This window comes from Pseudomonas sp. NY15374, from assembly GCF_048068255.1.
Taxonomy (GTDB): domain Bacteria; phylum Pseudomonadota; class Gammaproteobacteria; order Pseudomonadales; family Pseudomonadaceae; genus Aquipseudomonas; species Aquipseudomonas machongensis.
In genome coordinates this window covers 494,616-518,134 of record NZ_JBLUPZ010000001.1, presented here as the reverse complement: position 1 = coordinate 518,134, position 23,519 = coordinate 494,616, and the positions used below count along the sequence as shown (strand labels likewise).

General features: G+C 64.0%; 23 protein-coding genes. 17 read left to right on the top strand and 6 right to left on the bottom strand.

Annotation, left to right across the window (positions count from 1 at the left end):
• Window positions 1-56 precede the first annotated feature (56 nt).
• The 3 genes from dctA to ACNFHO_RS02585 all read left to right on the top strand — a co-directional run bounded on the left by dctA (window position 57) and on the right by ACNFHO_RS02585 (window position 4,087).
• Window positions 57-1,373, top strand: coding sequence for a C4-dicarboxylate transporter DctA (gene dctA / locus ACNFHO_RS02595; protein WP_063545153.1), 1,317 nt, complete (start codon window positions 57-59; stop codon window positions 1,371-1,373).
• A gap of 95 nt (window positions 1,374-1,468) precedes the next feature.
• Window positions 1,469-2,773 carry a CitMHS family transporter gene (locus ACNFHO_RS02590; protein ID WP_054891438.1) on the top strand — a complete coding sequence of 435 codons (1,305 nt, stop codon included), beginning with the start codon at window positions 1,469-1,471 and terminating at the stop codon, window positions 2,771-2,773.
• Between the two features lie 60 nt (window positions 2,774-2,833).
• Complete coding sequence (locus ACNFHO_RS02585) at window positions 2,834-4,087, top strand: OprD family porin (RefSeq protein ID WP_112898466.1); 1,254 nt, start codon at window positions 2,834-2,836, stop codon at window positions 4,085-4,087.
• 30 nt (window positions 4,088-4,117) lie between these two features.
• Here the strand turns inward: ACNFHO_RS02585 and ACNFHO_RS02580 are convergent, their stop codons facing one another.
• Complete coding sequence (locus ACNFHO_RS02580; protein ID WP_125929705.1) at window positions 4,118-4,564, bottom strand: Rrf2 family transcriptional regulator; 447 nt, start codon at window positions 4,562-4,564, stop codon at window positions 4,118-4,120.
• 121 nt (window positions 4,565-4,685) lie between these two features.
• On the opposite strand from ACNFHO_RS02580, the gene ACNFHO_RS02575 reads away from it, so the two are divergent.
• On the top strand, window positions 4,686-5,573 hold the full coding sequence (locus tag ACNFHO_RS02575; RefSeq protein WP_125929704.1) for an NAD(P)/FAD-dependent oxidoreductase: 888 nt from the start codon (window positions 4,686-4,688) through the stop codon (window positions 5,571-5,573).
• Between the two features lie 21 nt (window positions 5,574-5,594).
• Here the strand turns inward: ACNFHO_RS02575 and ACNFHO_RS02570 are convergent, their stop codons facing one another.
• Window positions 5,595-6,050 (bottom strand): VOC family protein, encoded by a 456-nt coding sequence (locus ACNFHO_RS02570; RefSeq protein ID WP_416765093.1) that lies wholly within the window; start codon window positions 6,048-6,050, stop codon window positions 5,595-5,597.
• 180 nt (window positions 6,051-6,230) lie between these two features.
• Here ACNFHO_RS02570 and ACNFHO_RS02565 point away from each other — a divergent pair, with 180 nt between their 5' ends.
• From ACNFHO_RS02565 to ACNFHO_RS02520, 10 genes are all read left to right on the top strand, one after another.
• The gene (locus ACNFHO_RS02565; protein WP_416765091.1) at window positions 6,231-6,638 is read left to right on the top strand and encodes an ACT domain-containing protein; all 408 of its coding nucleotides are present in this window, start codon (window positions 6,231-6,233) and stop codon (window positions 6,636-6,638) included.
• 71 nt (window positions 6,639-6,709) lie between these two features.
• A complete protein-coding gene (locus ACNFHO_RS02560; RefSeq protein ID WP_416765090.1) occupies window positions 6,710-7,687 on the top strand; it encodes a D-2-hydroxyacid dehydrogenase family protein in 978 nt (325 codons plus the stop codon).
• A 350-nt stretch (window positions 7,688-8,037) separates the two neighbouring features.
• Window positions 8,038-8,346 carry a hypothetical protein gene (locus ACNFHO_RS02555; protein ID WP_063545158.1) on the top strand — a complete coding sequence of 103 codons (309 nt, stop codon included), beginning with the start codon at window positions 8,038-8,040 and terminating at the stop codon, window positions 8,344-8,346.
• 245 nt (window positions 8,347-8,591) lie between these two features.
• On the top strand, window positions 8,592-8,945 hold the full coding sequence (locus ACNFHO_RS02550; RefSeq protein WP_416765089.1) for a hypothetical protein: 354 nt from the start codon (window positions 8,592-8,594) through the stop codon (window positions 8,943-8,945).
• An 89-nt stretch (window positions 8,946-9,034) separates the two neighbouring features.
• Window positions 9,035-10,288, top strand: a complete 1,254-nt coding sequence (locus tag ACNFHO_RS02545; RefSeq protein WP_063545160.1) for a TolC family protein — start codon at window positions 9,035-9,037, stop codon at window positions 10,286-10,288.
• Window positions 10,285-11,526: an efflux RND transporter periplasmic adaptor subunit gene (locus tag ACNFHO_RS02540; protein WP_416765087.1), complete on the top strand. Its 1,242-nt coding sequence runs from the start codon at window positions 10,285-10,287 to the stop codon at window positions 11,524-11,526. The genes ACNFHO_RS02545 and ACNFHO_RS02540 overlap by 4 nt, the downstream gene beginning before the upstream one ends.
• On the top strand, window positions 11,523-14,681 hold the full coding sequence (locus ACNFHO_RS02535; protein ID WP_416765085.1) for an efflux RND transporter permease subunit: 3,159 nt from the start codon (window positions 11,523-11,525) through the stop codon (window positions 14,679-14,681). The genes ACNFHO_RS02540 and ACNFHO_RS02535 overlap by 4 nt, the downstream gene beginning before the upstream one ends.
• Window positions 14,678-15,019 (top strand): copper-binding protein, encoded by a 342-nt coding sequence (locus ACNFHO_RS02530; protein WP_416765083.1) that lies wholly within the window; start codon window positions 14,678-14,680, stop codon window positions 15,017-15,019. The genes ACNFHO_RS02535 and ACNFHO_RS02530 overlap by 4 nt, the downstream gene beginning before the upstream one ends.
• 304 nt (window positions 15,020-15,323) lie before the next feature.
• A complete protein-coding gene (locus ACNFHO_RS02525; RefSeq protein WP_416765081.1) occupies window positions 15,324-16,616 on the top strand; it encodes a PD-(D/E)XK nuclease family protein in 1,293 nt (430 codons plus the stop codon).
• Entirely contained in the window at window positions 16,613-17,068 is a 456-nt protein-coding gene (locus ACNFHO_RS02520) for a GNAT family N-acetyltransferase (RefSeq protein ID WP_416765079.1), read from the top strand. Before ACNFHO_RS02525 ends, ACNFHO_RS02520 begins: the two co-directional genes overlap by 4 nt.
• Before the next feature lie 42 nt (window positions 17,069-17,110).
• Here ACNFHO_RS02520 and ACNFHO_RS02515 read toward each other — a convergent pair whose 3' ends face one another.
• On the bottom strand, window positions 17,111-17,980 hold the full coding sequence (locus ACNFHO_RS02515; RefSeq protein ID WP_416765077.1) for a LysR family transcriptional regulator: 870 nt from the start codon (window positions 17,978-17,980) through the stop codon (window positions 17,111-17,113).
• 102 nt (window positions 17,981-18,082) lie between these two features.
• Between ACNFHO_RS02515 and ACNFHO_RS02510 the strand changes: the two genes are divergently transcribed.
• Window positions 18,083-19,339 (top strand): D-amino acid dehydrogenase, encoded by a 1,257-nt coding sequence (locus ACNFHO_RS02510; protein ID WP_416765076.1) that lies wholly within the window; start codon window positions 18,083-18,085, stop codon window positions 19,337-19,339.
• A gap of 74 nt (window positions 19,340-19,413) precedes the next feature.
• Complete coding sequence (locus ACNFHO_RS02505; RefSeq protein WP_416765074.1) at window positions 19,414-19,581, top strand: DUF2986 domain-containing protein; 168 nt, start codon at window positions 19,414-19,416, stop codon at window positions 19,579-19,581.
• A 422-nt stretch (window positions 19,582-20,003) separates the two neighbouring features.
• Here the strand turns inward: ACNFHO_RS02505 and ACNFHO_RS02500 are convergent, their stop codons facing one another.
• Window positions 20,004-20,477 (bottom strand): nuclear transport factor 2 family protein, encoded by a 474-nt coding sequence (locus ACNFHO_RS02500; RefSeq protein ID WP_054891452.1) that lies wholly within the window; start codon window positions 20,475-20,477, stop codon window positions 20,004-20,006.
• 189 nt (window positions 20,478-20,666) lie between these two features.
• On the opposite strand from ACNFHO_RS02500, the gene ACNFHO_RS02495 reads away from it, so the two are divergent.
• The gene (locus tag ACNFHO_RS02495) at window positions 20,667-22,136 is read left to right on the top strand and encodes an MFS transporter (protein WP_416765072.1); all 1,470 of its coding nucleotides are present in this window, start codon (window positions 20,667-20,669) and stop codon (window positions 22,134-22,136) included.
• A gap of 12 nt (window positions 22,137-22,148) precedes the next feature.
• Here the strand turns inward: ACNFHO_RS02495 and ACNFHO_RS02490 are convergent, their stop codons facing one another.
• Together ACNFHO_RS02490 and ACNFHO_RS02485 are read right to left on the bottom strand one after the other, a co-directional pair.
• Window positions 22,149-23,006 carry a LysR family transcriptional regulator gene (locus ACNFHO_RS02490; protein WP_416765071.1) on the bottom strand — a complete coding sequence of 286 codons (858 nt, stop codon included), beginning with the start codon at window positions 23,004-23,006 and terminating at the stop codon, window positions 22,149-22,151.
• 95 nt (window positions 23,007-23,101) lie between these two features.
• The gene (locus ACNFHO_RS02485) at window positions 23,102-23,500 is read right to left on the bottom strand and encodes an NUDIX domain-containing protein (RefSeq protein WP_054891454.1); all 399 of its coding nucleotides are present in this window, start codon (window positions 23,498-23,500) and stop codon (window positions 23,102-23,104) included.
• Between the last annotated feature and the right edge of the window lie 19 nt (window positions 23,501-23,519).

Sequence of the window (23,519 nt, the reverse complement as noted above, 5' to 3'; positions counted from 1 at the left end):
GCCCGATCCAGCTCCATCCAGCGCATCCGCACAACTTCAATAATGGGTGATGCCTTATGAAACTCATGAAATCGCTGTACTTTCAGATTCTCTGCGCCGTCCTGCTAGGCGTGGTGGTCGGCCACTTCTGGGGGCAACAGGCCGTTGCGCTCAAGCCGCTGGGCGATGCCTTCATCAAGCTGATCAAGATGATGATCGCGCCCGTGGTGTTCTGCACCATCGTCACCGGCATCGCCGGCATGACCGACCGCCGTTCGCTGGGTCGGTTGATGAGCAAGACCTTGTTGCTGTTCCTGGTGTTGACCGTGGTCAGCCTGATCATCGGCCTGGTCGCGGTGTACCTGTTCCGTCCAGGCGTGGGCATGAACATCGACCCAGCAACGCTCAGTACTGCGGGCCTGAGCCAATACACCACCTCCGCCGCCAAACTGGGCGTGGTGGACTTCTTCATGCATATCATCCCCGAGACCTTCATCGGTGCCTTCGACAAAGGCGAAGTGCTGCCGGTGCTGTTCATCGCCGTGCTCTGCGGTTTCGCTCTTTCAGCCATGGGCGAATCCGCAAGGCCAGTGCTGGAGGTGCTGGAGTCCGCGTCGCAGATGGTGTTCCGCATCTTTGGCTACCTGATGCGCTTCGCCCCGATCGGTGCCTTCGGCGCACTGGCCTTCACCGTCGGCCAATACGGCATCACCTCGCTCGGTGCCTTGGCCAAGCTGATCGGCACCTTGTACATCGCCTGCGCCTTCTTCGTCATGGTGGTGCTGGGCGGCATCTGCCGGGCGCATGGCTTCAGCCTGTGGAAGCTGCTGCGCTACCTGCGCGAAGAGTTCCTGGTGGTGTTGGGGACCTCGTCCACAGAGCCGGTGCTGCCACGCATGCTGGAAAAGCTTCAGGCTCTGGGCTGCAAGAAAGGCGTGGTGGGCCTGGTGCTACCGACCGGCTACTCGTTCAACCTCGACGGCACCGCGATCTACCTGTCGCTGGCCGCGGTGTTCATCGCCCAGGCCTGCAACATCGACCTGAGCCTCGGCCAGATCCTGACCATGCTGGCGATCATGCTGCTGTCGTCCAAAGGGGCTGCAGGTGTTACCGGCAGTGGCTTCGTCGCCTTGGCTTCGACCCTTACGGTCATCCATGACATCCCGCTGGCCGGCCTTGCACTGCTGATCGGTATCGACCGTTTCATGTCCGAGGCGCGAGCCCTCACCAGCCTGGCGAGCAACGCGGTGGCCACCGTGGTCATTTCGTTGTCGGAGAACGCCTGCGACCGTGAAACGCTCATGCGCACCCTGGCCAGCGGCAAAGCCGACACCCCGGCCGAGCAGGCCTGGCAGCCTACCCAGGCTGCAACCCCACCCCATCGTACTCACTGACATTCACCTCACTTGATCCCCCGCCTCGGGCGGGGGCTGGCGGACGCCTGCGCGCCAGGCGACCATGACGACAATAAAAACAAGAGAAACGACCCATGCTTGCACTCCTTGGCCTGGTCATGGTGGTGACCTTCACCTACCTGATCATGAGCAAACGCCTGTCACCGATCGTCGCACTCACCGTGGTGCCGATCGTCTTCGCGATCATCGGCGGCTTCGCCCCGGACCTGGGCAAGATGATGCTCGACGGCCTGAAAATGGTCGCACCATCGGCCGCCCTGTTACTGTTCGCCATCCTGTTCTTCGGCCTGATGATCGATGCCGGCCTGTTCGATCCGCTGATTCGCAAGATCCTCAAGCGGGTCAATGGTGACCCGATCAAGATCGCCATCGGCACCGCGCTGCTGTCGTTGCTGGTGGCCCTCGACGGCGACGGCACCACCACCTACATGATCACCTGCGCGGCGATGCTGCCGCTTTACAAGCGCATCGGCATGAACCCGATGATCCTCGCCACCATTTCCATGCTGTCGCTGAGCATCATGAGCGGCATGAGCCCCTGGGGTGGCCCGGCGACCCGCGCCATCGCCGCACTTGGCCTGGATGCGACCGAATACTTCATCCCGATGCTGCCGACGGTGATCGGAGGTGCCGCCTGGGTGGTATTCACCGCGTTCCTGCTCGGTCGTGCCGAACGCCGACGCATCGGCAACGTGGCGCTGGAGTCCGGGGGCGGCAACTGCTACATCAAGGAGATCCTCGGCGATAACCCGCACAAGCGCCCACGCCTGGCCTACGTCAACCTGGTGCTGGTCATCATCGTGATGAGCGCCCTGGTCATGGGCCTGATGCACGCCGCGATCCTGTTCATGATTGGCTTCGTCGCCGCACTGATGATCAACTACCCGCAACTCGAGGTGCAGAAAGCACGCATCCTCGCCCATTCCGGCAACGCCATGACCGTGGTGCTGCTGGTGTTCGCAGCGGGCATCTTCGCCGGTATCTTCTCCGGCACCAAGATGGTCGATGCGCTGGCCCAGACGTTGGTGGACTGGATCCCGGAGGCCTGGAGCCACTGGTTCCCGCTGGTGGTGGCGCTGACCAGCATGCCGCTGACCTTCGTGCTCTCCAACGACGCCTACTACTTCGGTGTGGTGCCGATCCTGGCCAACGCTGCGGCAGCCTACGGCATCGATCCGGTGGAGATCGCCCGGGCCTCGGTACTCGGTCAACCGGTGCACCTGATGAGCCCACTGGTGGCTTCGACCCTGCTGTTGGTGGGCATGGTCGACCGCGACATCGGCGATTTCCAGAAGGCCACGGTGAAATGGGCGGTGCTGACCTCACTGGTGATCACCGCACTGGCGCTGCTCACCGGCGCCCTGTCGTTCTTCGTCTGAACTATTGCGCGGCGCCCACTGGCGCCCGCCTTCTGCGCGTCCCACATTAGAGTACCGATCATGTCTCGAATCGTTCTGCGAGGGGCCGGCTGTGCCCTGCTCTGCGGTTGCATGCCTGTTGTCGACGCTGCCGGTTTCATCGACGACAGCACACTGAAGCTGCAACTGCGCAACGTCTACTTCAACGAGAATTTCCGTGACGAACAGGGCATGAGCAGCCGCGCCGCCGCCAACGCCAAAAGCGAGCGAGTGGAATGGGCGCAAGGCTTTCTGCTCGATTATCAATCCGGCTATACCCCGGGTGTCCTGGGGCTTGGCATCGACGCGTCGGGCCTGGTTGGCGTGCGCCTGGACTCAGGCCCCGGACGCAGTGGCACCGGCTTGCTGCCGGTACACGACGACGGCCACGCCGCCGAAGAATTCGCCAGCGCCGGCGTCACTGCCAAGGCACGTCTGGGCAAGACAGTCGTCAAGCACGGCACACTGCTGCCCAAGACACCCGTACTGGTCTACAACGACGCGCGCCTGCTGCCGCAGACCTACCAGGGCAGCCAACTGGTCAGCAACGACTTCGACAACCTCACCCTCACGTTCGGGCATCTGGATCGCTTCAAGCAGCGCGACTCATCGAACAGCACTGGGCTGTTTGTGGACGGCTACAGCGGTCGTGAATCCGGCGATTTCAGCTACGGCGGCGCCGACTACGCGGTCAGCAAGCAACTGCGCCTGAGTTATTTCCACGGTGAGTTGAGCGACTTCTACCGCCAGGACTTCGCCGGCATCCAGCATGACCTACCGCTGGCCGGTGGCACACTTGCCAGCGACCTGCGCTATTTCAGGAGTCGCGACGAGGGCGCGGCCCAGGCCGGACGCATCGACAACCACATGCTCAGCGGGCAACTGACCTACAGCCACAGCGGCCATGCCTTCGGCACCGGCTACCAGGTGCTGCGCGGCGACGCCGGCCTGCCCTACATCAGCGGCGCGACCGTGTATTCGTTCAGCAACGTCGGTATCGGAAAATTCATCGAGGAAGACGAGAAGACCTGGATGGCCAGCTATGCCTACAACTTCGCTGCCGCAGGGGTGCCGGGACTGACCTTCATGACCCGCTACCTGAGTGGCGACAACCACCGTTCAGGCGAAGACGGGTTGCGCGAATGGGAACGCGACGCGGAACTGGCCTACGTTGTGCAATCCGGACCGTTCAAGGGGCTGGGCGCCAAGCTGCGCAACTACGTGTACCGCTCGGATTTCGCCCGTGGCCGCGATAGCAATCGGCTCTACCTGACCTACGATATCGTGCTTTGGTGACCGGTGCCGGTATTGATCGATACCGGCAAATCACGCTTTGGCCAAGGGCACACGGCCCTGGTAACGCCGTTCGAAATCTTCTGCCAACTGCGCCAGGGTCACGCTCCCCAGGCGCTCGAGCAGCAGCGCCTGTGCTGCATCGAAGGCGTCGGTCAGCGCGGCGTTCACTGCCTGTTCGACCAGGCATTGCGGGTGATCGGTCGCAAGACCAATGGCGAACAACGTCGAAGCCCCGAGTGCTTCGTGTATATCCAGCAGGGTGATCTGTTCCAGCGGGCGGGCCAATGTCCACCCGCCGCGGTGGCCCTTTTCGGACTGCACATAGCCCTGCTTTCTCAAAAGCCCCATGGTGCGCCGCACCACCACCGGGTTGGTGCCAAGCATCTGCGCGAGGGTTTCGGACGTCGCAGGCTGTTCGTGCCGCGCCATGTGAATCAGCACATGGAGCATGCGGGACAGGCGGGTGTCGTTTCTCATGGGAGGGCAATCGTCGAGGGAGGTGCGCGCAGTATCACCCGACACAACAAAAGTTACGAGAAACTTGACGCGCTCATTCACGCAACTTACGTTGTGTCGAGACTTTCACGGAGAACCTCCCATGCAATTCGATGTGATCATCGTTGGCGGCAGCTACGCCGGTATCTCGGCCGGCCTGCAACTGGCGCGGGCACGCCGCAAGGTCCTGGTGATCGATGCCGGGCAGCGGCGTAACCGCTTCGCCCGCAACGCCCACGGCTTCCTCGCTCAGGACGGCACCGACCCCGCCCTCATCGCCCGTCAGGCACGCGAGCAGTTGCTTGCCTACCCGACCGTCGAGTGGCTAGCACAAGCAGCCGTCGAGGCCAGCAAGGCTGACCAAGGCTTCGCGGTCACCTGCGCCGATGGCCAGACCTTCACCGGTGCGCGGTTGATATTGGCCACCGGTGTGGTCGATGAACTGCCGGATGTGCCCGGTCTGCAGGAGCGCTGGGGCCGCAGCGTGGTGCATTGCCCGTACTGTCATGGGTATGAAATGGGCGGTGCGGCGATTGGCGTTCTGGCCGCCTCACCCCTGGCCATCCACCACGCATTGCTGGTCCCCGACTGGGGGCCGACCACCTTGTTCCTCAATCAGGTCTTCGAGCCCGATGCCGAACAGCAGGCGCTGCTCGACAAGCGCGGTGTGGTGGTCGAGCGCGAGGCGGTGATAGCGGTGGGCGGCGAGCACGCCGAGGTGAGATTGGCCAGCGGCCGGGTGATCGCCCTGGCGGGCCTGTTCACCCAGCCACACACGCGTATCGCCAGCCCGCTGGCGCAGCAGTTGGGTTGCGCCCTCGAGGCGGGACCGACCGGCGACTTCATCAAGGTCGATGCCTTGCGCGAAACCAGCGTGCCGGGTGTGTTCGCCTGCGGCGATGCGGCAGTGGCCGCAGGGAACGTGGCGATTGCGGTAGGTGACGGCGCCCGTACTGGCGGTGCAGCCCATCAGTCGCTGATCTTCCGTTGATCGGTCGAGGTCGATGCCAGGTCAGGCAAACACCTCTTCGATGAAGCGCTCCAGCCCCTCGGCCTCGAGGATCTCGATCGAGAGGTGCCCGAACTGCTTGGGCAGCCAGATGATCCGCCCGCCTCCCGGCGCTTGCAGGTCATTCCGGGCCAGCGGGTTGCCATTTTCGTCCTCGGGCTGAACACCTTGCGCCATCAGTTGGTCGTACACCACCTCGATGTCCGGGGTCGAATAGCAATGGCGGTAGATGGTGCCCTCGCCCTGGGTCTCGAGCAGCGTCTTGAGATTGCCTGCCAGCGGCTGGACCAGCATGAAACGCTCCGCCCCCATCAGCACAACGGCGTAGTGCACATGCAGGCCGCCGCGCTCCCAGACCTGGGTTTTCGAGATCCGCGCACCGAGTATCCGTGCGTAATACGCACACGCGGCCTCGAGGTCGCTCACCAGTACATCGACATGACTGAATTTCAGATCCATTGCTTGACTCGCTTTGCGGGGGACAGTCTGGCGCGAAAGGGGAATCAATCTTCCACGGGCCGCAACCCCGCGTCCATCGTTGTTTACATAAGCCAGGCTAATCGGCTATCAGCAACATTCGCTCTACTGATCAGTACCGGCCAGGCACACTGGCGAACTTTTCAGACGGAGAGCTCCCCCATGTCAGGCGAAAAATCCATCACCGCGCTGCTGCGCGGCATGAGCCCCAAACTCAACCCCGGCGAATACGTGTTCTGCACCGTGGCCGACAGCGCAGCTTTGCAGGGCAGCGAAGTGCTCGGCAGCTTCCGCGAGCAGGAAGGTCTGACCGCGATACTCGACCGTTCACGCGCCGATGCGCTGGGCCTGGAGTACAGCTTCGTCGCGGCCTGGATCACCCTGACCATTCACTCCGCGCTCGATGCCGTCGGCCTCACTGCGGCCTTCGCCAGCGCACTTGGGGAAGCGGGCATCAGTTGCAACGTGATCGCCGCCTATTATCACGACCATATCTTTGTCGCCAGTGACGACGCCGCACAGGCGATGACCGTACTCCAGGCGCTATCGCGCGGTGGCGATACACACTGAAGAGGGCTCGTGCACCGCTGGCGAATTCGGCTATCGTCTGACCTCCCCCAGACCCGCCCGGACCGCCGCACATGCACATTGTCATCCCCGACGACTACCAGAATGTGGTCAGCACGCTCGACTGCTTCGCCCGCCTGGGCAACCACAAGGTCACTGTGCTCCACCAACTGCAACCGGCCACCGAGGATCAGCTCGTCGAGCGCTTCGCCGATGCCGACGCGTTGGTGCTCACCCGCGAACGCACGCGCATCGACGCGGCGCTGCTCGACCGGTTGCCCAAGCTCAAGCTGATCAGCCAGACCGGCAAGGTATCCAGCCACCTTGACCTGGCTGCCTGCACCGCACGCGGCGTTGTCGTGACCGAAGGCCGCGGCTCGCCGGTAGCGCCGGCTGAGCTGGCCTGGGCGCTGATCCTCAACGCCCGCCGTCAGTTAGTGCCGGCCATCGATGCCTTCAGGCAAGGGCGCTGGCAGGTCAACCTGGGGCAGGCCCTGGCGGGGCAGACCTTGGGGATCTGGGGATACGGCAAGATCGGCCAACGCCTGGCGCGCTACGCCCAGGCCTTCGACATGCCGGTGCTGGTCTGGGGCAGCGAGAGCAGCCGCGCGGCTGCCCAGGCCGATGGCCACCGGGCTGCAGCCTCGCGCGAGGCGTTCTTCGCCGAAGCCGACATTGTCAGCCTCAACCTGCGCCTGTCCGACAGCACTCGCCACCTCGTGACCGGCGATGACCTGGCACGCATGAAGCCCGATGCCCTGCTGGTGAACGTCAGCCGTGCCGAGCTGATCGCCCCCGGTGCCCTGCTCGCGGCACTGAACAATGGACGCCCGGGCTTTGCTGCCCTGGATGTGTACGAGAGCGAACCGCTGCTCGACCCTGCCCACCCCTTGCTCCAGCACCCGCGCGTACTGTGCACGCCGCACCTGGGGTATGTGGAGAAGGCGGGTTACGAGCTGTACTTCGGTGATGCTTTCGACAATGTGCTGGCGTTTTTCGAGGGTGCGCCGATGAACGTGGCCAATCCGGATGCGCTGGAGCGCGGCCGCTGAGCACAGCCTGGACTTGCCGTAAGCACCGCGATAAAGGGCTGATTCCTACAGCGGACTACTCCGCGTCTGACAGAGAGCAATGGCCACAGGGAAATACCCTACGTAACCTGTCGACTCCCGTCTGATTGTCCCGGGGAAGCCTGGCCAATAGGCTTCCCCGGTCGCTGGTGTTCAGCGACCGGGTGTGGAAACCCGGATACATGGAAAGCGGCAGCCCTTTATGGCAGCTGTGCGCGGGAGGTCTTCGGACCTACCGGGGTTTTCCGTGTACCCGGCTTTCCACCCCGTGAACAGCTGCCACCCTAACGTGTGGAAACGAAAGGATGCAGTTCAACCTACACGGAGCTGTCATGAAAAAAATCGTCCCCGACCCACCCGAAAATCTCCTCCGCAAATTCGCAGTCCCCGCCGGCAAATCCCTCTCCACCGCCATTCTCGAAGGTCTGGTCCCCATCGAGGAGGTGCTGTCCAACGCCTGCCACTTCATGCTCCACGCCTATACCGATGCGTACCATGCCCACGATACCTGTGCCGATGTCGAGGTGCGCCAGTTGATGAGTGCCAGCATGCGCAGCCTTGAGATCGCGCTCGGACAGGCAGATGCCCTGGTCGGAGCATTGCGGCAGGTACCAGGATCGGGGTTCGGCGCCGTTCACTGAACCGCCCGGCATTAAAGGCCAGCCCGGATCTCTGTAGGAGCGGGCTCGCCCGCGAACACGGGCGTAGCCCGTGCCATTCACCGCAGTGCCCTTTTCGCGGGCAAGCCCGCTCCCACAGGGATTGGGCTGGCTTTTGGATGTTGAACGAGGATTGGGCTGGCTTTTGATTTCGAAGCAAGCAGCCAGCCTGGCGTAGACAGATTTTGTTAATGTTCCCCTAACGCAATTCCCGCTAGACTCGCGCCATGTCCGCCACCCTGCGCCGCCTGATCATCCTGCTTTTGATGCTCTCGCTTCCCCTCTCCGGGATGGCGGGCATCGAGTCGCCTACCGAACCCTGCCCCATGCAGGCCATGGGCATGAGCATGATGGCGGGGATGGACCATGACTGCTGCCAGGACCAGGACAGCGGCAAATCCTCCTCCCAGCACGTCTCCAAGGCCTGCAAGGCCGGCCAAGAGTGCAAGACCGCCACCACCTTGCAGGTCAGCCTCGCGACACCTGCCCTGACCTTCGCCACCCCACGCCCCTCCGACAGCTACGCCCACAGTCTGCTGTCGCGCGCACCGCCTGATCGCTGGCGTCCTCCGCGCGCCTGATCCCTTGCTGACCCTCACTCCATTGCCCTGCCCTAGCGGCCAGGCAATGGCATGCGCCTGTGCGCGAGTGTTTTCAAGGAATCATGTCCATGACTCCCCTACGTTTCCAAGCCGGGTGGACGCTTGCGGCCACCCTGCTGATCCTGCTGCCGGCACTGTCGGCGCAGGCCGCTGCATTGTCCCTGGACGATGCGCTACGACTGGCCGAACGCAACGCCCCTTCCCTGCAGGCGCGCCAGGAGCAGGTCACTGCGGCACGCAATGCGGTGCTGCCAGCCGGTGAATTGCCCGATCCACGCCTGAACCTCGGGCTGCAGAACCTGCCGGTGGACGGCAGCGACCGCTGGAGCACGAACCGCGACTTCATGACCATGCAAGTGGTCGGCCTGGCCCAGGAAGTGCCCAACCGCGACAAGCGCAAGGCGCGGGTCGAGACCGCCCAGGCGACCGTCGAACGGGCCGATGCCGAAGCCTTGGTGGAGCGCCTGAAAGTACGCGCAGCCACGGCCCAGGCGTGGATCGCGGCCTATACCGTGCAACGCAAGCTGCAGCAGTTCGAGGCGTTCTACCACGAGAACCGTCTGCTGGACGCCGCCGTGCGGGCGCGCCTGGCCGGTGGTGGCGGCGCCGCGGCCGATGCCCTGGCACCTGGGCAGGAGGCCGCGCAACTGGATGAGCAGAAAGACCAGTTGCTCAGCCAGGCCTCCCAGGCGCGTGCGGCGCTCAAACGCTGGATCGGCCAGGACGGCGAGACCCTGGCGCGCAGCTTCCCGCAATGGGCAGTGGATGCCCCGGCATACCTGCACGCCCTGCATGTGCACCCGGAACTGGCCGCCTATGGCGCGATGACCCGCGAAGCCCAGGCGCAGGTGCACCAGGCACAAGCCGAGAAGAAATCCGACTGGGGCTGGGAGCTGGACTACCAACGTCGCGGCCCGGCATTCAGCAACATGGTCAGCCTGCAAGTCAGCTTCCAGTTGCCGCTGTTCACCGGCTCGCGCCAGGACCCGACCATCGCCGCTCGCCAGGCCCAGGTGCGTCAGCTCGAGGATGAGCAGCAAGCCGCGCTGCGCGAGCACACCGCGCAACTGGAAACGGACCTGGCCGAGTACCAGCGCCTGCAACGGGCCGTCACGCGCAGTCGCGAGACATTGCTACCCCTGGCCGAAGAACGGGTGCGCCTGGCCCTGGCCGATTACCGGGCCGGCAAGTCGGCGTTGGGCGATCTGCTCGCAGCCCGCCGTCAGCGGGTCGAGGCGCAATTGCAGGATATCGATTGGCAAGGGCAGTTGGCGGCGACCGCCGCACGGCTGCACTTCATCTATGGCGAGGTGCAGGCATGAAACACACATCCATCGGCTTGATCGCGGTGCTCGCGCTGACGGTCGGCGCCAGCGTCGGCTACGGGCTCGCCCGCAAAGGCGGCCCGAGCACGGCGGCGGCACTCGCAGAACAGAAGGCGCTGTACTGGTATGACCCGATGTACCCGCAGCAGCATTTCCCGGCACCGGGCAAGTCGCCCTTCATGGACATGCAGTTGGTGGCCAAGTATGCCGAGGGTGATGGCGCTCAGGGGCAACCGGCGGTGCAGATCTCCCCGGGCGTTCAGCAGAATCTGGGGGTACGCCTGGCGACCGTGACGCGCAGCCGGCTGCAACGCACGCTGCAGGTCAGCGGCGTGCTGGCCTTCGACGAACGCGACTTCAGCGTATTGCAGGCACGTACCGCGGGTTTCGTCGAGCGCACCTACGGGCGCGCCACCGGCGATGTGGTGGCCAAAGGCGCGCCGCTGGCCGATGTGCTGGCACCGGAGTGGGCCGGGTTGCAGGAGGAGTTTCTCGCACTGCGCCGTACCGGCGATGCGGGGTTGCAGGCTGCTGCGCGCCAGCGGTTGCTGTTGGCCGGCATGCCTGCCGAGCTGATCGAGCGAGTCGCGCGCAGCGGCAAGGTACAGCAGTGGGTGACCCTGGTGGCGCCCAGCGCGGGTTCGCTGCAGAGCCTGGACCTGCGACCGGGCATGACCCTGACGCCGGGCGCAACACTGGCGCGGATCAACGGCATCGCCCAGGTATGGCTCGAAGCCGCGGTACCCGAAGCCCAGACCCAGGGTCTGCGCGAGGGCCAGGCGGTGCAAGCACGCCTGCCGGCGTATCCCGGCGAGACGGTGAGCGGCACACTGACCGCCCTGCTGGCCGATGCCGATCCGCAAAGCCGCACCTTGCGCCTGCGCATCGAGCTGCCCAACCGCGAGGGACGACTGCGACCCGGCATGACGGCACAGGTAACCCTGAGCCCGGCAGCGCCAGACGATGAGGGCCTGACGCTGCCGGCCGAGGCCGTCATCCGGACCGGCAAGCGCGACCTGGTGATGCTCGCCGAGGACCAGGGCCGCTTCCGTCCGGTCGAGGTGCTGCTGGGCCAGGAGAGCGGCGGCCAGGTCGCCGTGCTGCAGGGGTTGCAGGCAGGCCAGAAGGTCGTTGCATCGGGACAGTTCCTGATCGACTCCGAGGCCAGCCTCAAGGGCATCGAGGCCACCACTGCGCCGGATTCGATGCCTGCCGCGCAGGAGGCTCGGCCATGATCGCGAAACTGATTCGCTGGTCGGTCGGCAACCGCATCCTCGTGTTGCTGGCCACGCTGTTCCTGGCAGCCTGGGGCGTGTTTTCCCTGCGCAGCCTGCCGATCGATGCCTTGCCGGACCTGTCGGACGTGCAGGTGATCATCCGCACCTCCTACCCCGGGCAGGCCCCGCAGATCGTCGAGAACCAGGTCACCTACCCACTGACCACCACCATGCTTTCGGTGCCGGGGGCCAAGACCGTGCGCGGTTTCTCCGCGTTCGGCGACAGCTTCGTCTACGTGCTGTTCGAGGACGGCACCGACCTGTACTGGGCACGCTCGCGGGTGCTGGAGTACCTGAGCCAGGTGCAGTCGCGTCTGCCGGCCACGGCCAGGCCTGTGCTTGGCCCGGATGCCACAGGGGTGGGCTGGATCTACCAGTACGCCCTGGTCGACCGCAGCGGTGGGCACGATCTTGCACAGTTGCGCAGCCTGCAGGACTGGTTCCTGCGCTTCGAGCTCAAGACCCTGCCCGATGTGGCCGAGGTCGCGAGCATCGGTGGCATGGTCAAGCAGTACCAGGTGGTGCTCGATCCGCTGCGCATGGCAAGCCTGGGTATCACTCAGGACGAGGTGGCGCAGGCGATCGGCAAGGCCAACCAGGAGACCGGTGGCGGCGTGCTGGAACAGGCCGAGGCGGAGTTCATGGTGCGCGCCTCGGGCTACCTGAAGACGCTCGATGACTTTCGCGCCATCCCTCTGCGCCTGGCGGCCAATGGTGCACCGGTGACCCTGGGCGATGTGGCCAGGGTCCAGCTTGGCCCGCAGGAGCGCCGCGGTATCGGCGAGCTGGACGGCCAGGGCGAGGCCGTGGGTGGCGTGGTGATCCTGCGCAGCGGCAAGAATGCCCGCGAGGCCATCGGGCGCGTCAAGGACAAGCTTGAAGTACTCAAGAAAAGCCTGCCGGCCGGCGTGGAGCTGGTCACCACCTATGACCGCAGCCAGCTGATCGACCGTGCAGTGGACAACCTCACCCACAAGCTGCTCGAGGAGTTCATCGTCGTCGCGCTGGTCTGTGCCGCGTTTCTCTGGCACTTGCGCTCCTCGCTGGTGGCGATCGTGTCGCTGCCGGTGGGGGTGCTGATCGCACTGATCGTCATGCGTCACCAGGGCATCAACGCCAACATCATGTCGCTGGGTGGTATCGCCATCGCCATCGGCGCGATGGTGGACGGGGCCGTGGTGATGATCGAGAACGCGCACAAGCATGTCGAGGCCTGGCATGCGCGGCATCCCGGGCAGGTGCTGCGCGGAGAGCAGCATTGGAAGGTGATGACCGAGGCGGCGCAGGAAGTCGGGCCCGCGCTGTTCTTCAGCCTGATGATCATCACCCTGTCGTTCGTCCCGGTGTTCACCCTGCAGGCCCAGGAGGGCCGGCTGTTCGCACCGCTGGCGTTCACCAAGACCTACGCCATGGCCGCCGCTGCCGGGCTGGCGGTGACCCTGGTGCCGGTACTGATGGGTTACTGGATCCGCGGCCCTCTGCCGGCCGAGGCGCGCAACCCGCTCAATCGCGGGCTGATCCGCCTCTATCGCCCAGCCTTGGAGCAGGTGCTGCGCAAGCCGTTGCTGACCCTGGCCGGGGCACTGCTGGTGCTGCTCAGCAGCCTGTGGCCGCTGAGCCACCTGGGCGGCGAGTTCCTGCCACCGCTGGATGAGGGCGACCTGTTGTACATGCCGTCCGCCCTGCCCGGTCTGTCGGCGCAAAAAGCCGCAGAGCTGTTGCAACGTACCGACCGCCTGATCCGCACCGTACCCGAGGTGGCCAGTGTGTTCGGCAAGGCTGGGCGCGCCGAGTCGGCCACCGATCCGGCGCCGCTTGAGATGTTCGAAACCCTCGTGCGACTCAAGCCCAAGGACCAGTGGCGCCCAGGCATGACCAGCGAAAAACTGGTCGAGGAACTCGACCGCACCGTGCGTGTGCCGGGGCTCACCAACATCTGGATTCCGCCGATCCGCAACCGTATCGACATGCTCGCCACCGGTATCAAGAGCCCGATCGGGGTCAAGGTGGCCGGCAGCGACCTGGCCCAGATCGACCGCGCCACCCAGGCGGTCGAGCGCGCAGCCAAGGGCGTAGCGGGCGTCACCTCGGCGTTGGCCGAGCGTCTCACCGGCGGGCGCTACATCGACCTCGACATCGATCGCCAGGCCGCGGCGCGGTATGGCCTGAACATCGCCGACGTGCAGGCCATCGTCGCCGGCGCCATCGGTGGCGATACGGTGGGTGAAACGGTCGAGGGTCTGGCGCGCTACCCGATCAGCCTGCGCTACCCCCGCGAGTGGCGCGACTCGGTCCAGGCACTGCGCGAATTGCCGATCTACACCGCCCTGGGCGGCCAGATCACCCTCGCCAGCGTGGCCCAGGTGCGCATTGCCGAAGGCCCGCCCATGCTCAAGAGCGAGAACGCCCGCCCCTCCGGATGGGTGTACATCGACGTGCGTGGGCGCGACCTGTCGTCGGTGGTCGCCGACCTGCGCCAGGCCGTGGACCGCGAGGTGAAGCTCGACCCCGGCATGAGCCTGAGCTACTCCGGCCAGTTCGAGTACCTGGAGCGCGCCAATGCCCGCCTGGCCTGGGTGGTGCCGGCGACCCTGGCAATCATCTTCGTACTGCTCTACCTGACCTTCGGCCGTCTCGGCGAGGCGCTGCTGATCATGGGCACCCTGCCCTTCGCCCTGACGGGCGGGGTGTGGCTGCTGTACCTGATGGGCTTCAACCTGTCTGTGGCCACCGGGGTCGGCTTCATTGCCCTGGCCGGGGTCGCGGCGGAGTTCGGGGTAATCATGCTGATTTACCTGAACAACGCCTGGACCGAGCGCCAGGCCACGGGCGAGCACTCCGAAGCGGCATTGCGCGAGGCGATTCGCCAGGGCGCCGTGCAACGTATCCGGCCCAAGGCAATGACGGTGGCAGTGATCGTCGCCGGGCTGTTGCCGATTCTCTGGAGCAGCGGCACCGGCAGCGAAGTGATGAGCCGCATCGCCGTACCCATGGTCGGCGGCATGCTGACCGCCCCGCTGCTCTCGTTGTTCGTGATTCCCGCGGCGTACTGGCTGATCAGGCGTCGCGATCTTGCAGTAACCGATACCCCCCAACCAGGAGAAACCCAATGAAAAATCTGTACCTCGGCGCTGTATTGATGGTCGCCTTTGCCGCCGGCGCGCAAGCGCAGCAAAGCATGGAAGGCATGACGATGGAGGGCATGGACATGTCGGCCAGCAAGGCAGCGCCAAGCGCGCATGCCGAAGGCACGGTCAAGGCGATCGACACCGAGCACGGCAAGGTGACGCTGGCCCATGGGGCTGTGGCAGCGCTGAAATGGCCGGCGATGACCATGGGTTTCAGCGCCACCGGCGAACAACTTGATGGCTTGAAGGTTGGTGACAAGGTCGATTTCGACTTCCGCATGCAAGGGGGCGCAGCGACTATCGTCGGTATCCGCAGGCAATAAGTAACGGCGCGCCTGGGCTTGTGCCATCAGGCACCAGTCCAGGTAGCCTCATGCGTAATGTAACGCGGTACGTACCATGCAATCCTATCGGTCTCGCAAGCACCGAAACGCCCTTCTCCTCGCATCCTGCCCGGCATTGCTCGGGACAGCGCTTCCCTGGCCGCAGAGGGTCAGGTAGATTGCACCGCCTCCTGCAACGGAATGTGCTAGCCGCTCCTCTGCTTCACGACACTCGCAGGTTTCGATTACTCATCGGGCCAACAAAATGGATGTTACCGACCTCGACGCAGCACTAGAGCAATTCATGGCCGACCAGGACCTCATCTCGCTCTGCGAGTTGCAGCGAACCGGCGATGAAATACTCGACGTCATCTCCCTCCACGAGAACCAGCACTCCGATATTCTTGGCTGGATGTTCGACCCGCGAGAGGGGCACGGGCAAGGCGACCAGATCCTGCGCGACTTGCTGATGGCCGCCTCGATGCGCGCAGCCAGTGGCGAAAGCGGGCTGGACAACCGCTATAACACCGCGCAATTTTTCAAAAAATGGCCACCCTCGCGAATCCGTATCTCCAGTTTCGGAGCGGCTTTCTATGCGCGGGAATTGGGCATGCAGCCCTCCGAACGCGTGGACCTGTTCATCATCGACCCACAGAACAAGTTCATTCTGCTGATAGAGAACAAGTCGCGCAGCGGGCACACTGCCGCCCAACTCAATGGATACCGCGACAGTTTCACCGCACTGGTTGCCAAGTCTCCCCATTTACGCCATTACAAGCCGGTCTACATTGCCTTGGACCGCGACTTCTACGCTGAAGACAACAAGCTACGTCCGTGTGTCGATACCTGGCTTCATCTCGGCTACGAATGGCTGAAAACCTCGGCCGATCGTGCGCTTGTGCACGTTGAGCGCGGCAACGCAGCCGCCAGGCTGGTGGTGAGTTACTGCAACAGGCAGAGCGACTGGCAGAGCCCGGAAACCAAGCGCTGCAACGAACTGGCTGCTGCCCTTCACTGGAAGCATCCGATCGCGATAAAAGAGCTGCTCAAGCCCAGTTCGCAACGTATCGAGAAGAACTGGCTGCATGCCCAGACCCCTGGTAACACCTTAATGTTCATGCTGCAGAACAAGGACGTCATCCAGACGCTGCGCGATACCAGGGGCATGACGTCGGTCAAGACAGCCATTCACAAGCACCTGCCGACGATACCGCTGTCCAGTGTCGAACACGCTCGTGCCTGGCTGAACCTGTGCCCCCCTGGCTGGGAACAAACGGATGGAAATCTGTGGCCGGTCTACATGTGCGTACGGTTCTCGAACAGAGACCAGACCCGATTTACACTCTGGCTGGTCCGCAACGCAGCTGCCTACGTTGATGTGCAGGATGCCAAGGCATTGCAGCAACAGCTTGTGCAGATCGACGCTCGGTTCAGCTCGTTCGGTGATAGCCAACTGCGCCGGGTGCCCATCGCCACGGGGCTGTCGCTTGTAGAACTGCTGAAAAGGATCGAGGAGCAGAACACCAGGCTATGGACGATCTCGCCCCTCTCGCACAGCACGATGCGGGCGCAGGCCTCAGCAGGAGACCCAACATGATCCGCCCCGCCACCCCCACCGACCAACCCGCCATCCAGGCCTGCGCCGAACAGGCCTACGCCCGCTACATCCCGCTGATCGGGCGCAAGCCCGCACCGATGTTGGCCGACTATGCCCGTCAGATCGCCGAAGGCCAGGTTCATGTGGCCATTGATGAACAGGCCAATCTGCAGGGTTTCATCGTGTTCTACCCCGACGACAATTGCATGCTGCTGGAAAACGTGGCCGTGCTGCCCAGTGCCGCCGGACGTGGTATCGGCAAGGCGCTGATCAACCTGTGCGAAAGCCGCGTGCGCCAACTCGGGCTGAATGCAGTGCAGCTCTATACCAACGAGCGAATGACCGACAACCTCGGCCTCTACCCCAGGCTTGGCTATGTCGAGGTCGCACGGCGCAGCGAAGACGGCTTCAACCGGGTGTACTTCGAGAAAAAACTGGGTCCAACACGCTGAACACCTCGTTCGCCAGGCAGGCAAACGCAGCAAAGCATGAGTTCAGGTTATGGCTGCCCCGGCAGCCATGAGCCTGACCGAGGCCATGAAGTCTTTCTCAAGCTTCGACAACGCCGCATTCTCATGCACCACCGCTGTCAGCACCACGGGCAGCCGTGGCGTGATCCGTCGCGCGCGCTGCCCTGGCGGGAGCAAGGCGTCGGCGGTGAACTCATCGATCAAGGCGATACCTGCCCCCGCCTGGGCCAGGGCGCAAGCCACATAGTAGGTCTGGACCTGGGTGCGGCTGTCCACGCCGCCAAGCCATGGCCGGACCAGCTCACCGAGGGGGTCCGAGGCCGGCAGGCCAATGATCCGCGCAGGGTCGATGGCATCCAGAGACACCGGCCCCTGGTCTTGCGTGCCGTCATGGCAGACCAGCTCGACTTCGTGCAAGGCAATGACCTTCAAGCCGGGTCGCGGCTGGCCATTGAAGGTGAAGGCAATCGAGATCTCGCGCGCCAGCAGCGCCTGCGCCAGTTGTTCGCTGTGGGCGGTGATCAGGTCCAGGGACAGCTCGGGATTGGCGCGCTGGCTTGCAGCCAGGGCGTGAGGCAGCACCTTCAAGCCCAGTGACGGAATGCAGCCGATGCGCAGCGCACCCCTGGACTGATGCCTGAGGCTGCGCGACAGCCGCCGCACATCGTCCAGGTCGCGGAACACCTTGTCGATGGACGGGATCAGTATTTCGGCCTCGCGGGTGAGCTGCAGACGCCCCTTGACCCGCTCGAACAAGACGAAACCCAGGCTCGCCTCTGCATGGCCCAGCAGCTTGCTGGCCGCAGGCTGGGTGATGTTGAGTGCCTGTGCTGCGCGCGTCAGGGAACCGGTCCGCAGGATTGCCTGGAACACTTCGATGTGACGGATACGCATGGTCATAGCCCAAGGTTATGGAAGCTGCAGTTATAGGCCTTGGCGGACGTGAACGGCAAGGCTGGATACTGAGCGCAGTGGCACGATTTCAGGAGAAGGCACATGCATGTGGTGGTCGTGGGGGGTGGGGTCATTGGCCTTTCGAGTGCGCTGTACCTGGCGCGCGAAGGGCTTCAGGTCACGCTGGTCGAACGCAACGAGGATATCGCCCTGGAGACCAGCTTCGCCAATGGCGGGCAACTGAGCTACAACTACGTGGCGCCCCTGGCCGACCCGTCGGTGTTCGCCAACCTGCCCAGGTGGTTGCTCGCCAGCGACTCGCCACTGCGCCTGCAGCCGCGCCTGGATTTGCAGCAATGGCGCTGGTGCCTGGCCTTCCTGCGGGCATGCCGGGCAAGCCGGGTCGAGCGCACGGTAAGCGAGATGCTCAGGCTGTCCCAGCGCAGCCAGGCGTTGCTGGAGCAGTTGCTGCAACAGACACCGATCGATTTCAACCTGCGCCAGACCGGCAAGCTGATCATCCATCGCAGCCAAGCTTCGCTGGGCGCCGCAGTCAGGCTGGCCGAACTTCAGCAACAGGCCGGGTCGCAGCAACGCCTGTTGACGCCCAGCCAATGCAGCGACCTTGAGCCCACGCTGTCAGGGGTGGTCGGGCAACTTGCCGGCGGCATCTTCACCCCCGGCGAAGCCACCGCAGACTGCCGGTTGTTCTGCGAGGGGCTCAAACGTCATCTGGATGGCCTGGCGAATGTGCGTTTCAAGCTGGGCCAGGCCGTGAGCGGTTTTACCAAGGTGGGCAAGCGGATTACGGCGCTGAAGCTGGGCAACGAAACCCTTGAGGCTGACGCCTTCATCATCGCCTCAGGCATCGCCAGTGTCGGCTTGCTCAAACCGCTGGGGATCAGCCTGCCGCTCTATGGGCTGCGCGGTTACAGCCTCAGCGTGCAGCCTGCCGATGCCGACGCGCTGCCGCGGCTCAGCGTCACCGACGCCGATCGCAAGATTGTCTACGCACCGCTGGGCAGCACCCTGCGGATCGCCGCGATGGTGGACATGGGCGTGCGTTCGGCCGAGGCCCCGAAGCGGCGCATCGACCTTTTGAAGGCGCAGGTGTCGGAACTGTTCCCCGCCCTGGACCTGCGCCAGGCCCAGGCATGGGCGGGCCTGCGTCCTGCCACTGCGCTGGGCAAGCCGATCATCGACCGGGCGCCGGGGCTGGAGAACCTGTGGCTTAACGTCGGCCATGGCGCGCTGGGCTTCACCCTTGCCTGCGCCAGCGGCGAGATGATCACCCGGCAGATCATTCACGGCCGGCCGCACGAGACCGATGCACCCTTCTCGTTGGCGGCACATCGATAACCTTGTCCATCAGGATCGGCAGCGCTAAGCTCGCCGCGTTTTGCCAGTGGATGCGCTCAAGGGGCGCGAAAAACATGAATCGTCAGAAAAAGATCAAACAGCTGTTGAAGGCTCACGCCAAGAAAGCCAACGCCAAGCTGGCGCCCAAGAGCAACAAGCCCAAGTACATCAGCAAGGCCGACCGGTTGAAGCTGGAGGCCGAAACACCCCAGGAGGCGGGGCTGGCGGTGGTGAAGGACTGAAGGTGTTTTCGCAAGCTGGCGGGCGCTGTCTTGCTGCTCCGACGGACACCCTGAACCGCTTCTACAGGTGCCCATCGCACCTGTAGAAGCAACTGTCTTGCTCAAAATTTAAAGACCAGCCCAATCCCCTGTGGGAGCGGCCTTGTGCCGCGATCGGGCGCGAAGCGGCCGTGAAACCAGGCCCTCAGACCTATCCGGAAAATTTCGGTTGCCTGGCTTGCGGCCGCTTCGCGCCCGATCGCGGCACAAGGCCGCTCCTACAAAAGCAGCGCGGATCCCTGTGGGAGCGGGTTTACCCGCGAAAAAGACTCAGCGCTGCCTGGCACGGGCTACGCCCGTGTTCGCGGGACAAGTCGGGGCGCCGAACCGCCGCGCCTACACGAGTTCGAGCTAGTTGCCACATCCGAGCAAGGCTATTGATTTCATGAGCGGGCGAACGCCTGCGAACCGGCAATGGGTTGCCAGTTTTGCAGTGGCACCAGGAACATCAGCTCGAAGCGGCGCGCGGTAAAGCGCCATTCTCCATCGCGTCGCTCGAAGCGGTCATGGTACAAGCCAGCGGCCTGCACAGGGCCTTGTTCGATGTCATGGAACAGACAGTCGGCCTGTGAGACCGCGGTGGCGCTTTCGCCATCAAGCTCGATCAGCGGGTTGGCCATCCAGTGATGCATGTGCGGCATTTTCCGCCACGATTCCCGAGCCATGGCCAGAATGCCCTCGCGCCCGGTTCCGTGCCCGAATGCCGGCAAGTCCAGGGTTGCATCGACATGCCAGATGCTTTCCAGCAGTGCCTCATCCACGCGGTCATAGGCCTGGGCGTAGGTCCAGATCAGCGACTCGATCGCCAGGCGGCTTTCGATGCGGTCCAGGCGTTTTTCCAAAGTCTCAAGGTTCATTGCAACGATCTCCTGCAAGTCTGGGGAGCCGGCGTTCACAGCCGGTTGTCCGAGCCATTGTGCGAGTCGCAAGGCATTGACGGGACTGTCATTCCTGCAGTTTCAACGTTCATTTTTGTAAGGGGGTAAAGCGTTGACCCCACCTTCAAGCGCTTCCTAGCATGGCCCCATCTTTTACGAGGGCCTCGTATGAAAAACCCACCTGATATTGACCACTCACTCACCCTGGCACCTGACGACAGGGCAGCCGGCCCCGACCAACGCCGCTGGGCGATGTTCGTGGTCCTGCTTGTCGGGGCATTCCTCCCACCGCTGGACTTCTTCATCGTCAATGTGGCGCTGCCATCGATACGCAGCGACCTGAATGCTTCGGCATCGGCCGAGCAACTGGTCATTTCCGCCTATGCCGCGCTTTATGCGGTAACGCTGATCACCGGTGGCCGGCTGGGCGACCTGCATGGCCGCGGACGCATGTTCTTCATCGGCCTTGTCGGCTTCACCGCCGCCTCGTTGCTCTGCGGGTTCGCTGCCACGCCCTGGATGCTGATCACTGGCCGTGCGCTGCAAGGCATCACCGCGGCAGTGATGGCGCCACAGGCACTGGCCTCGGTACAGGCGATCTTCCCCGAGGCGGAAAAGCCCCTGGCGCTGAGCCTGTATGGTGCGGTGTTCGGTCTGGCCAGCGTGATCGGACAGGCACTGGGCGGTATCCTGATTTCGCTCGATCTGTTCGGGCTTGGCTGGCGGATGATCTTTCTCATCAATCTTCCGGTCGCGCTGCTGGTCATCCTCTTCGGCATTCCCTTGATCAAGGAGACTCGCGCCAGCCATGCGCGCAGGCTCGATCTCGGCGGCATGGCGCTGTCGATGCTCACACTTGCCACGCTGATCGTGCCGTTGATCGAAGGCCGTGAGGCCGGCTGGCCACTGTGGGCGTGGCTGTCGCTGATCGCCTGTCCATTGCTTGGCTGGACCTTCTGGCGCCACCAGGCCCGCCTGGCCAGCGCGGGGGGAGCGCCCTTGCTCGATCCGGCCGCGCTGCGCGTGCCGGGGCTGCGCCGGGCATTGCTGGTCGCCCTATCGTTCTACACGATCGGTGCCTTCTTCCTGCTTTTCTCGATCTACCTGCAAGGTGCATTGCATGTAAGCGCGCTGCATGCAGGCCTGGTCTTCCTGCCTTTCGGCGCGGGTTTTCTCATCGGGCCGTTGACCGCACCGTTGTGCACACGCGTGCTGGGCCTCTACACCAACGCCGTTGGCCTGGCATTGATGGTTGCAGGCCTGGTCGCACTCGCAGGCCTCATTACCCTCACAGCGGGCAACCCTGGCCCGCAGCCCGCGATTTTCGCCGTCGTGCTATTCGTCATCGGCTTCGGCCAGGGATTGGCGATGCCGACCCTGATGCGCATGATCACAGGGCGTGTCGCCCCAGCGTTGTCCGGGATGATGGCCGGTGTCACCAGTTCGACCTTGCAAGTGAGCACGGCGCTCAGCGTGGCGGTGATCGGCGGCATATTCTATGGCGTGCTGGGCGCTGGCACCGACCCGACCGCCATCAGTCATGCCTTCACCATTGCGCTGCTGTGCATGGCCGCTTGCCTGGTGTTGGGCGCAGGCTTGAGCTTTACCCTGGCGCGCCGTCCCGCGGCTGCCCGGTAGCGGTGCCTGCGCTCATGGAGCATCGCCAAGCCTCTCTACCACCAGATCGGCCAATGCCCGCAGACGGTCCATCTGGCGCATGTCCTGGTGATAGCCCATCCAGATCTCACGGTCTGGTGGCGGCTCGCCGATATCCAGCCGGCGCAGCAACGGCGACTGGTCGCCGATCGCTCGCGGCAGCACTGCAACACCCAGCCCTGATGCACATAGCCGCGCCTGCACACTGCGGCTACTGCTAGTGAACACAGTCCGCGCCTTGGGGAAGTGCGACTGCAACCAGTGGACGTCAGGGTAATGGGATTGGGCCGTATTCATGGTGACAAGACCGAGCGCCTCACCGCCCTCGCCGGGATCGAAGGCTTGGTGCTCGGCCTGGTACAGCCCATAGCGCAGGGTCATGAGCCGACGCTGAACGATGTCCGGCTCGGTGAACGGCACGATGCGAAAAGCGATTTCGGCATCCCGGCGGGCCAGGTCGAACAATCGATGGCTGGGGATCACCTCGGCCACGATCAACGGATGACGGCGGTGCAACTCATGCAGCACAGGTGCCAGCACGAATCCTGCGAACCAGTCTGCACAAGCGATGCGCAGCAAGCCCTCGGGCTGTTCGCCTAAGCCTGTGATACGCCGTTCGATGGCCAAGGCGCTACGTTCCATGTTTTCGGCCAGGTCAAGAATGCTCTCCCCGGCCGCGGTGAGTACCAGCCCCTCGCTGGTGCGACGGAAAAAAGCATGGCCGTTGCTCTGTTCGAGCACCTGCAGGCGCCGACCTACGGTGGGATGACTGACGCCCAACTGCTTGGCGGCCGCCCCGAGCGAGCCGCTGCGGGCAATCGCCAGGAAGACGCGCAGGTCATTCCAGTCCATGGGATACCTCCTACAGAAATGAACGGTGAAGATGCAGTAATGCGGGCGCCGTCACAAGTCTCGGCTTCCATTGCCAAGCGAAGCGGCGTTCGGTATCAGGCTGCCCAGGCCGACAGCGCCGGAATCTGGCAGGCGAGCAACGCCTCGGCCGCTGGATTGAGCGGCGCACGCGCCAGCCCACGGCGCTCGATCCATGTACACGCGGCAATTTCTCTGCGCGCACATGGGCGATCGCCGGGGTGAAGGTGGGTGGTGAAGATGTAATGGAGAACCCCGGCCACTTCCAAGGTGCACAGATGCAGCAAACCGTGGTCGCTCAGGCCGGTTTCCTCATGCAACTCTCGGGCTGCCGCCTCATGCGGCTGTTCGCCTCGCTCGATGACGCCGCCCGGGAAGTTCCATTTGCCGCCTTTCTTGCGCACGAGCAAGACCCTTCCTTTGTCGAAGCAGATGATCGTGGCTCTGTGTTTGGCGGGAGGGGTTGTCAGCGGCATCGGATTAGCTCGTCACACT

Excerpts from the sequence above, each read along its gene's own strand:
- ACNFHO_RS02530 (WP_416765083.1), top strand. The coding sequence starts at position 14,678 with ATGAAAAATCTGTACCTCGGCGCTGTATTGATGGTCGCCTTTGCCGCC.
- ACNFHO_RS02570 (WP_416765093.1), bottom strand. The coding sequence starts at position 6,050 with ATGGATCTGAAATTCAGTCATGTCGATGTACTGGTGAGCGACCTCGAG.
- ACNFHO_RS02590 (WP_054891438.1), top strand. The coding sequence starts at position 1,469 with ATGCTTGCACTCCTTGGCCTGGTCATGGTGGTGACCTTCACCTACCTG.
- ACNFHO_RS02500 (WP_054891452.1), bottom strand. The coding sequence starts at position 20,477 with ATGAACCTTGAGACTTTGGAAAAACGCCTGGACCGCATCGAAAGCCGC.
- ACNFHO_RS02505 (WP_416765074.1), top strand. The coding sequence starts at position 19,414 with ATGAATCGTCAGAAAAAGATCAAACAGCTGTTGAAGGCTCACGCCAAG.
- ACNFHO_RS02555 (WP_063545158.1), top strand. The coding sequence starts at position 8,038 with ATGAAAAAAATCGTCCCCGACCCACCCGAAAATCTCCTCCGCAAATTC.
- ACNFHO_RS02575 (WP_125929704.1), top strand. The coding sequence starts at position 4,686 with ATGCAATTCGATGTGATCATCGTTGGCGGCAGCTACGCCGGTATCTCG.
- ACNFHO_RS02545 (WP_063545160.1), top strand. The coding sequence starts at position 9,035 with ATGACTCCCCTACGTTTCCAAGCCGGGTGGACGCTTGCGGCCACCCTG.
- ACNFHO_RS02585 (WP_112898466.1), top strand. The coding sequence starts at position 2,834 with ATGTCTCGAATCGTTCTGCGAGGGGCCGGCTGTGCCCTGCTCTGCGGT.
- ACNFHO_RS02560 (WP_416765090.1), top strand. The coding sequence starts at position 6,710 with ATGCACATTGTCATCCCCGACGACTACCAGAATGTGGTCAGCACGCTC.
- ACNFHO_RS02490 (WP_416765071.1), bottom strand. The coding sequence starts at position 23,006 with ATGGACTGGAATGACCTGCGCGTCTTCCTGGCGATTGCCCGCAGCGGC.
- ACNFHO_RS02525 (WP_416765081.1), top strand. The coding sequence starts at position 15,324 with ATGGCCGACCAGGACCTCATCTCGCTCTGCGAGTTGCAGCGAACCGGC.
- ACNFHO_RS02580 (WP_125929705.1), bottom strand. The coding sequence starts at position 4,564 with ATGAGAAACGACACCCGCCTGTCCCGCATGCTCCATGTGCTGATTCAC.
- ACNFHO_RS02550 (WP_416765089.1), top strand. The coding sequence starts at position 8,592 with ATGTCCGCCACCCTGCGCCGCCTGATCATCCTGCTTTTGATGCTCTCG.
- dctA (WP_063545153.1), top strand. The coding sequence starts at position 57 with ATGAAACTCATGAAATCGCTGTACTTTCAGATTCTCTGCGCCGTCCTG.
- ACNFHO_RS02515 (WP_416765077.1), bottom strand. The coding sequence starts at position 17,980 with ATGCGTATCCGTCACATCGAAGTGTTCCAGGCAATCCTGCGGACCGGT.
- ACNFHO_RS02520 (WP_416765079.1), top strand. The coding sequence starts at position 16,613 with ATGATCCGCCCCGCCACCCCCACCGACCAACCCGCCATCCAGGCCTGC.
- ACNFHO_RS02510 (WP_416765076.1), top strand. The coding sequence starts at position 18,083 with ATGCATGTGGTGGTCGTGGGGGGTGGGGTCATTGGCCTTTCGAGTGCG.
- ACNFHO_RS02485 (WP_054891454.1), bottom strand. The coding sequence starts at position 23,500 with ATGCCGCTGACAACCCCTCCCGCCAAACACAGAGCCACGATCATCTGC.
- ACNFHO_RS02535 (WP_416765085.1), top strand. The coding sequence starts at position 11,523 with ATGATCGCGAAACTGATTCGCTGGTCGGTCGGCAACCGCATCCTCGTG.
- ACNFHO_RS02495 (WP_416765072.1), top strand. The coding sequence starts at position 20,667 with ATGAAAAACCCACCTGATATTGACCACTCACTCACCCTGGCACCTGAC.
- ACNFHO_RS02565 (WP_416765091.1), top strand. The coding sequence starts at position 6,231 with ATGTCAGGCGAAAAATCCATCACCGCGCTGCTGCGCGGCATGAGCCCC.
- ACNFHO_RS02540 (WP_416765087.1), top strand. The coding sequence starts at position 10,285 with ATGAAACACACATCCATCGGCTTGATCGCGGTGCTCGCGCTGACGGTC.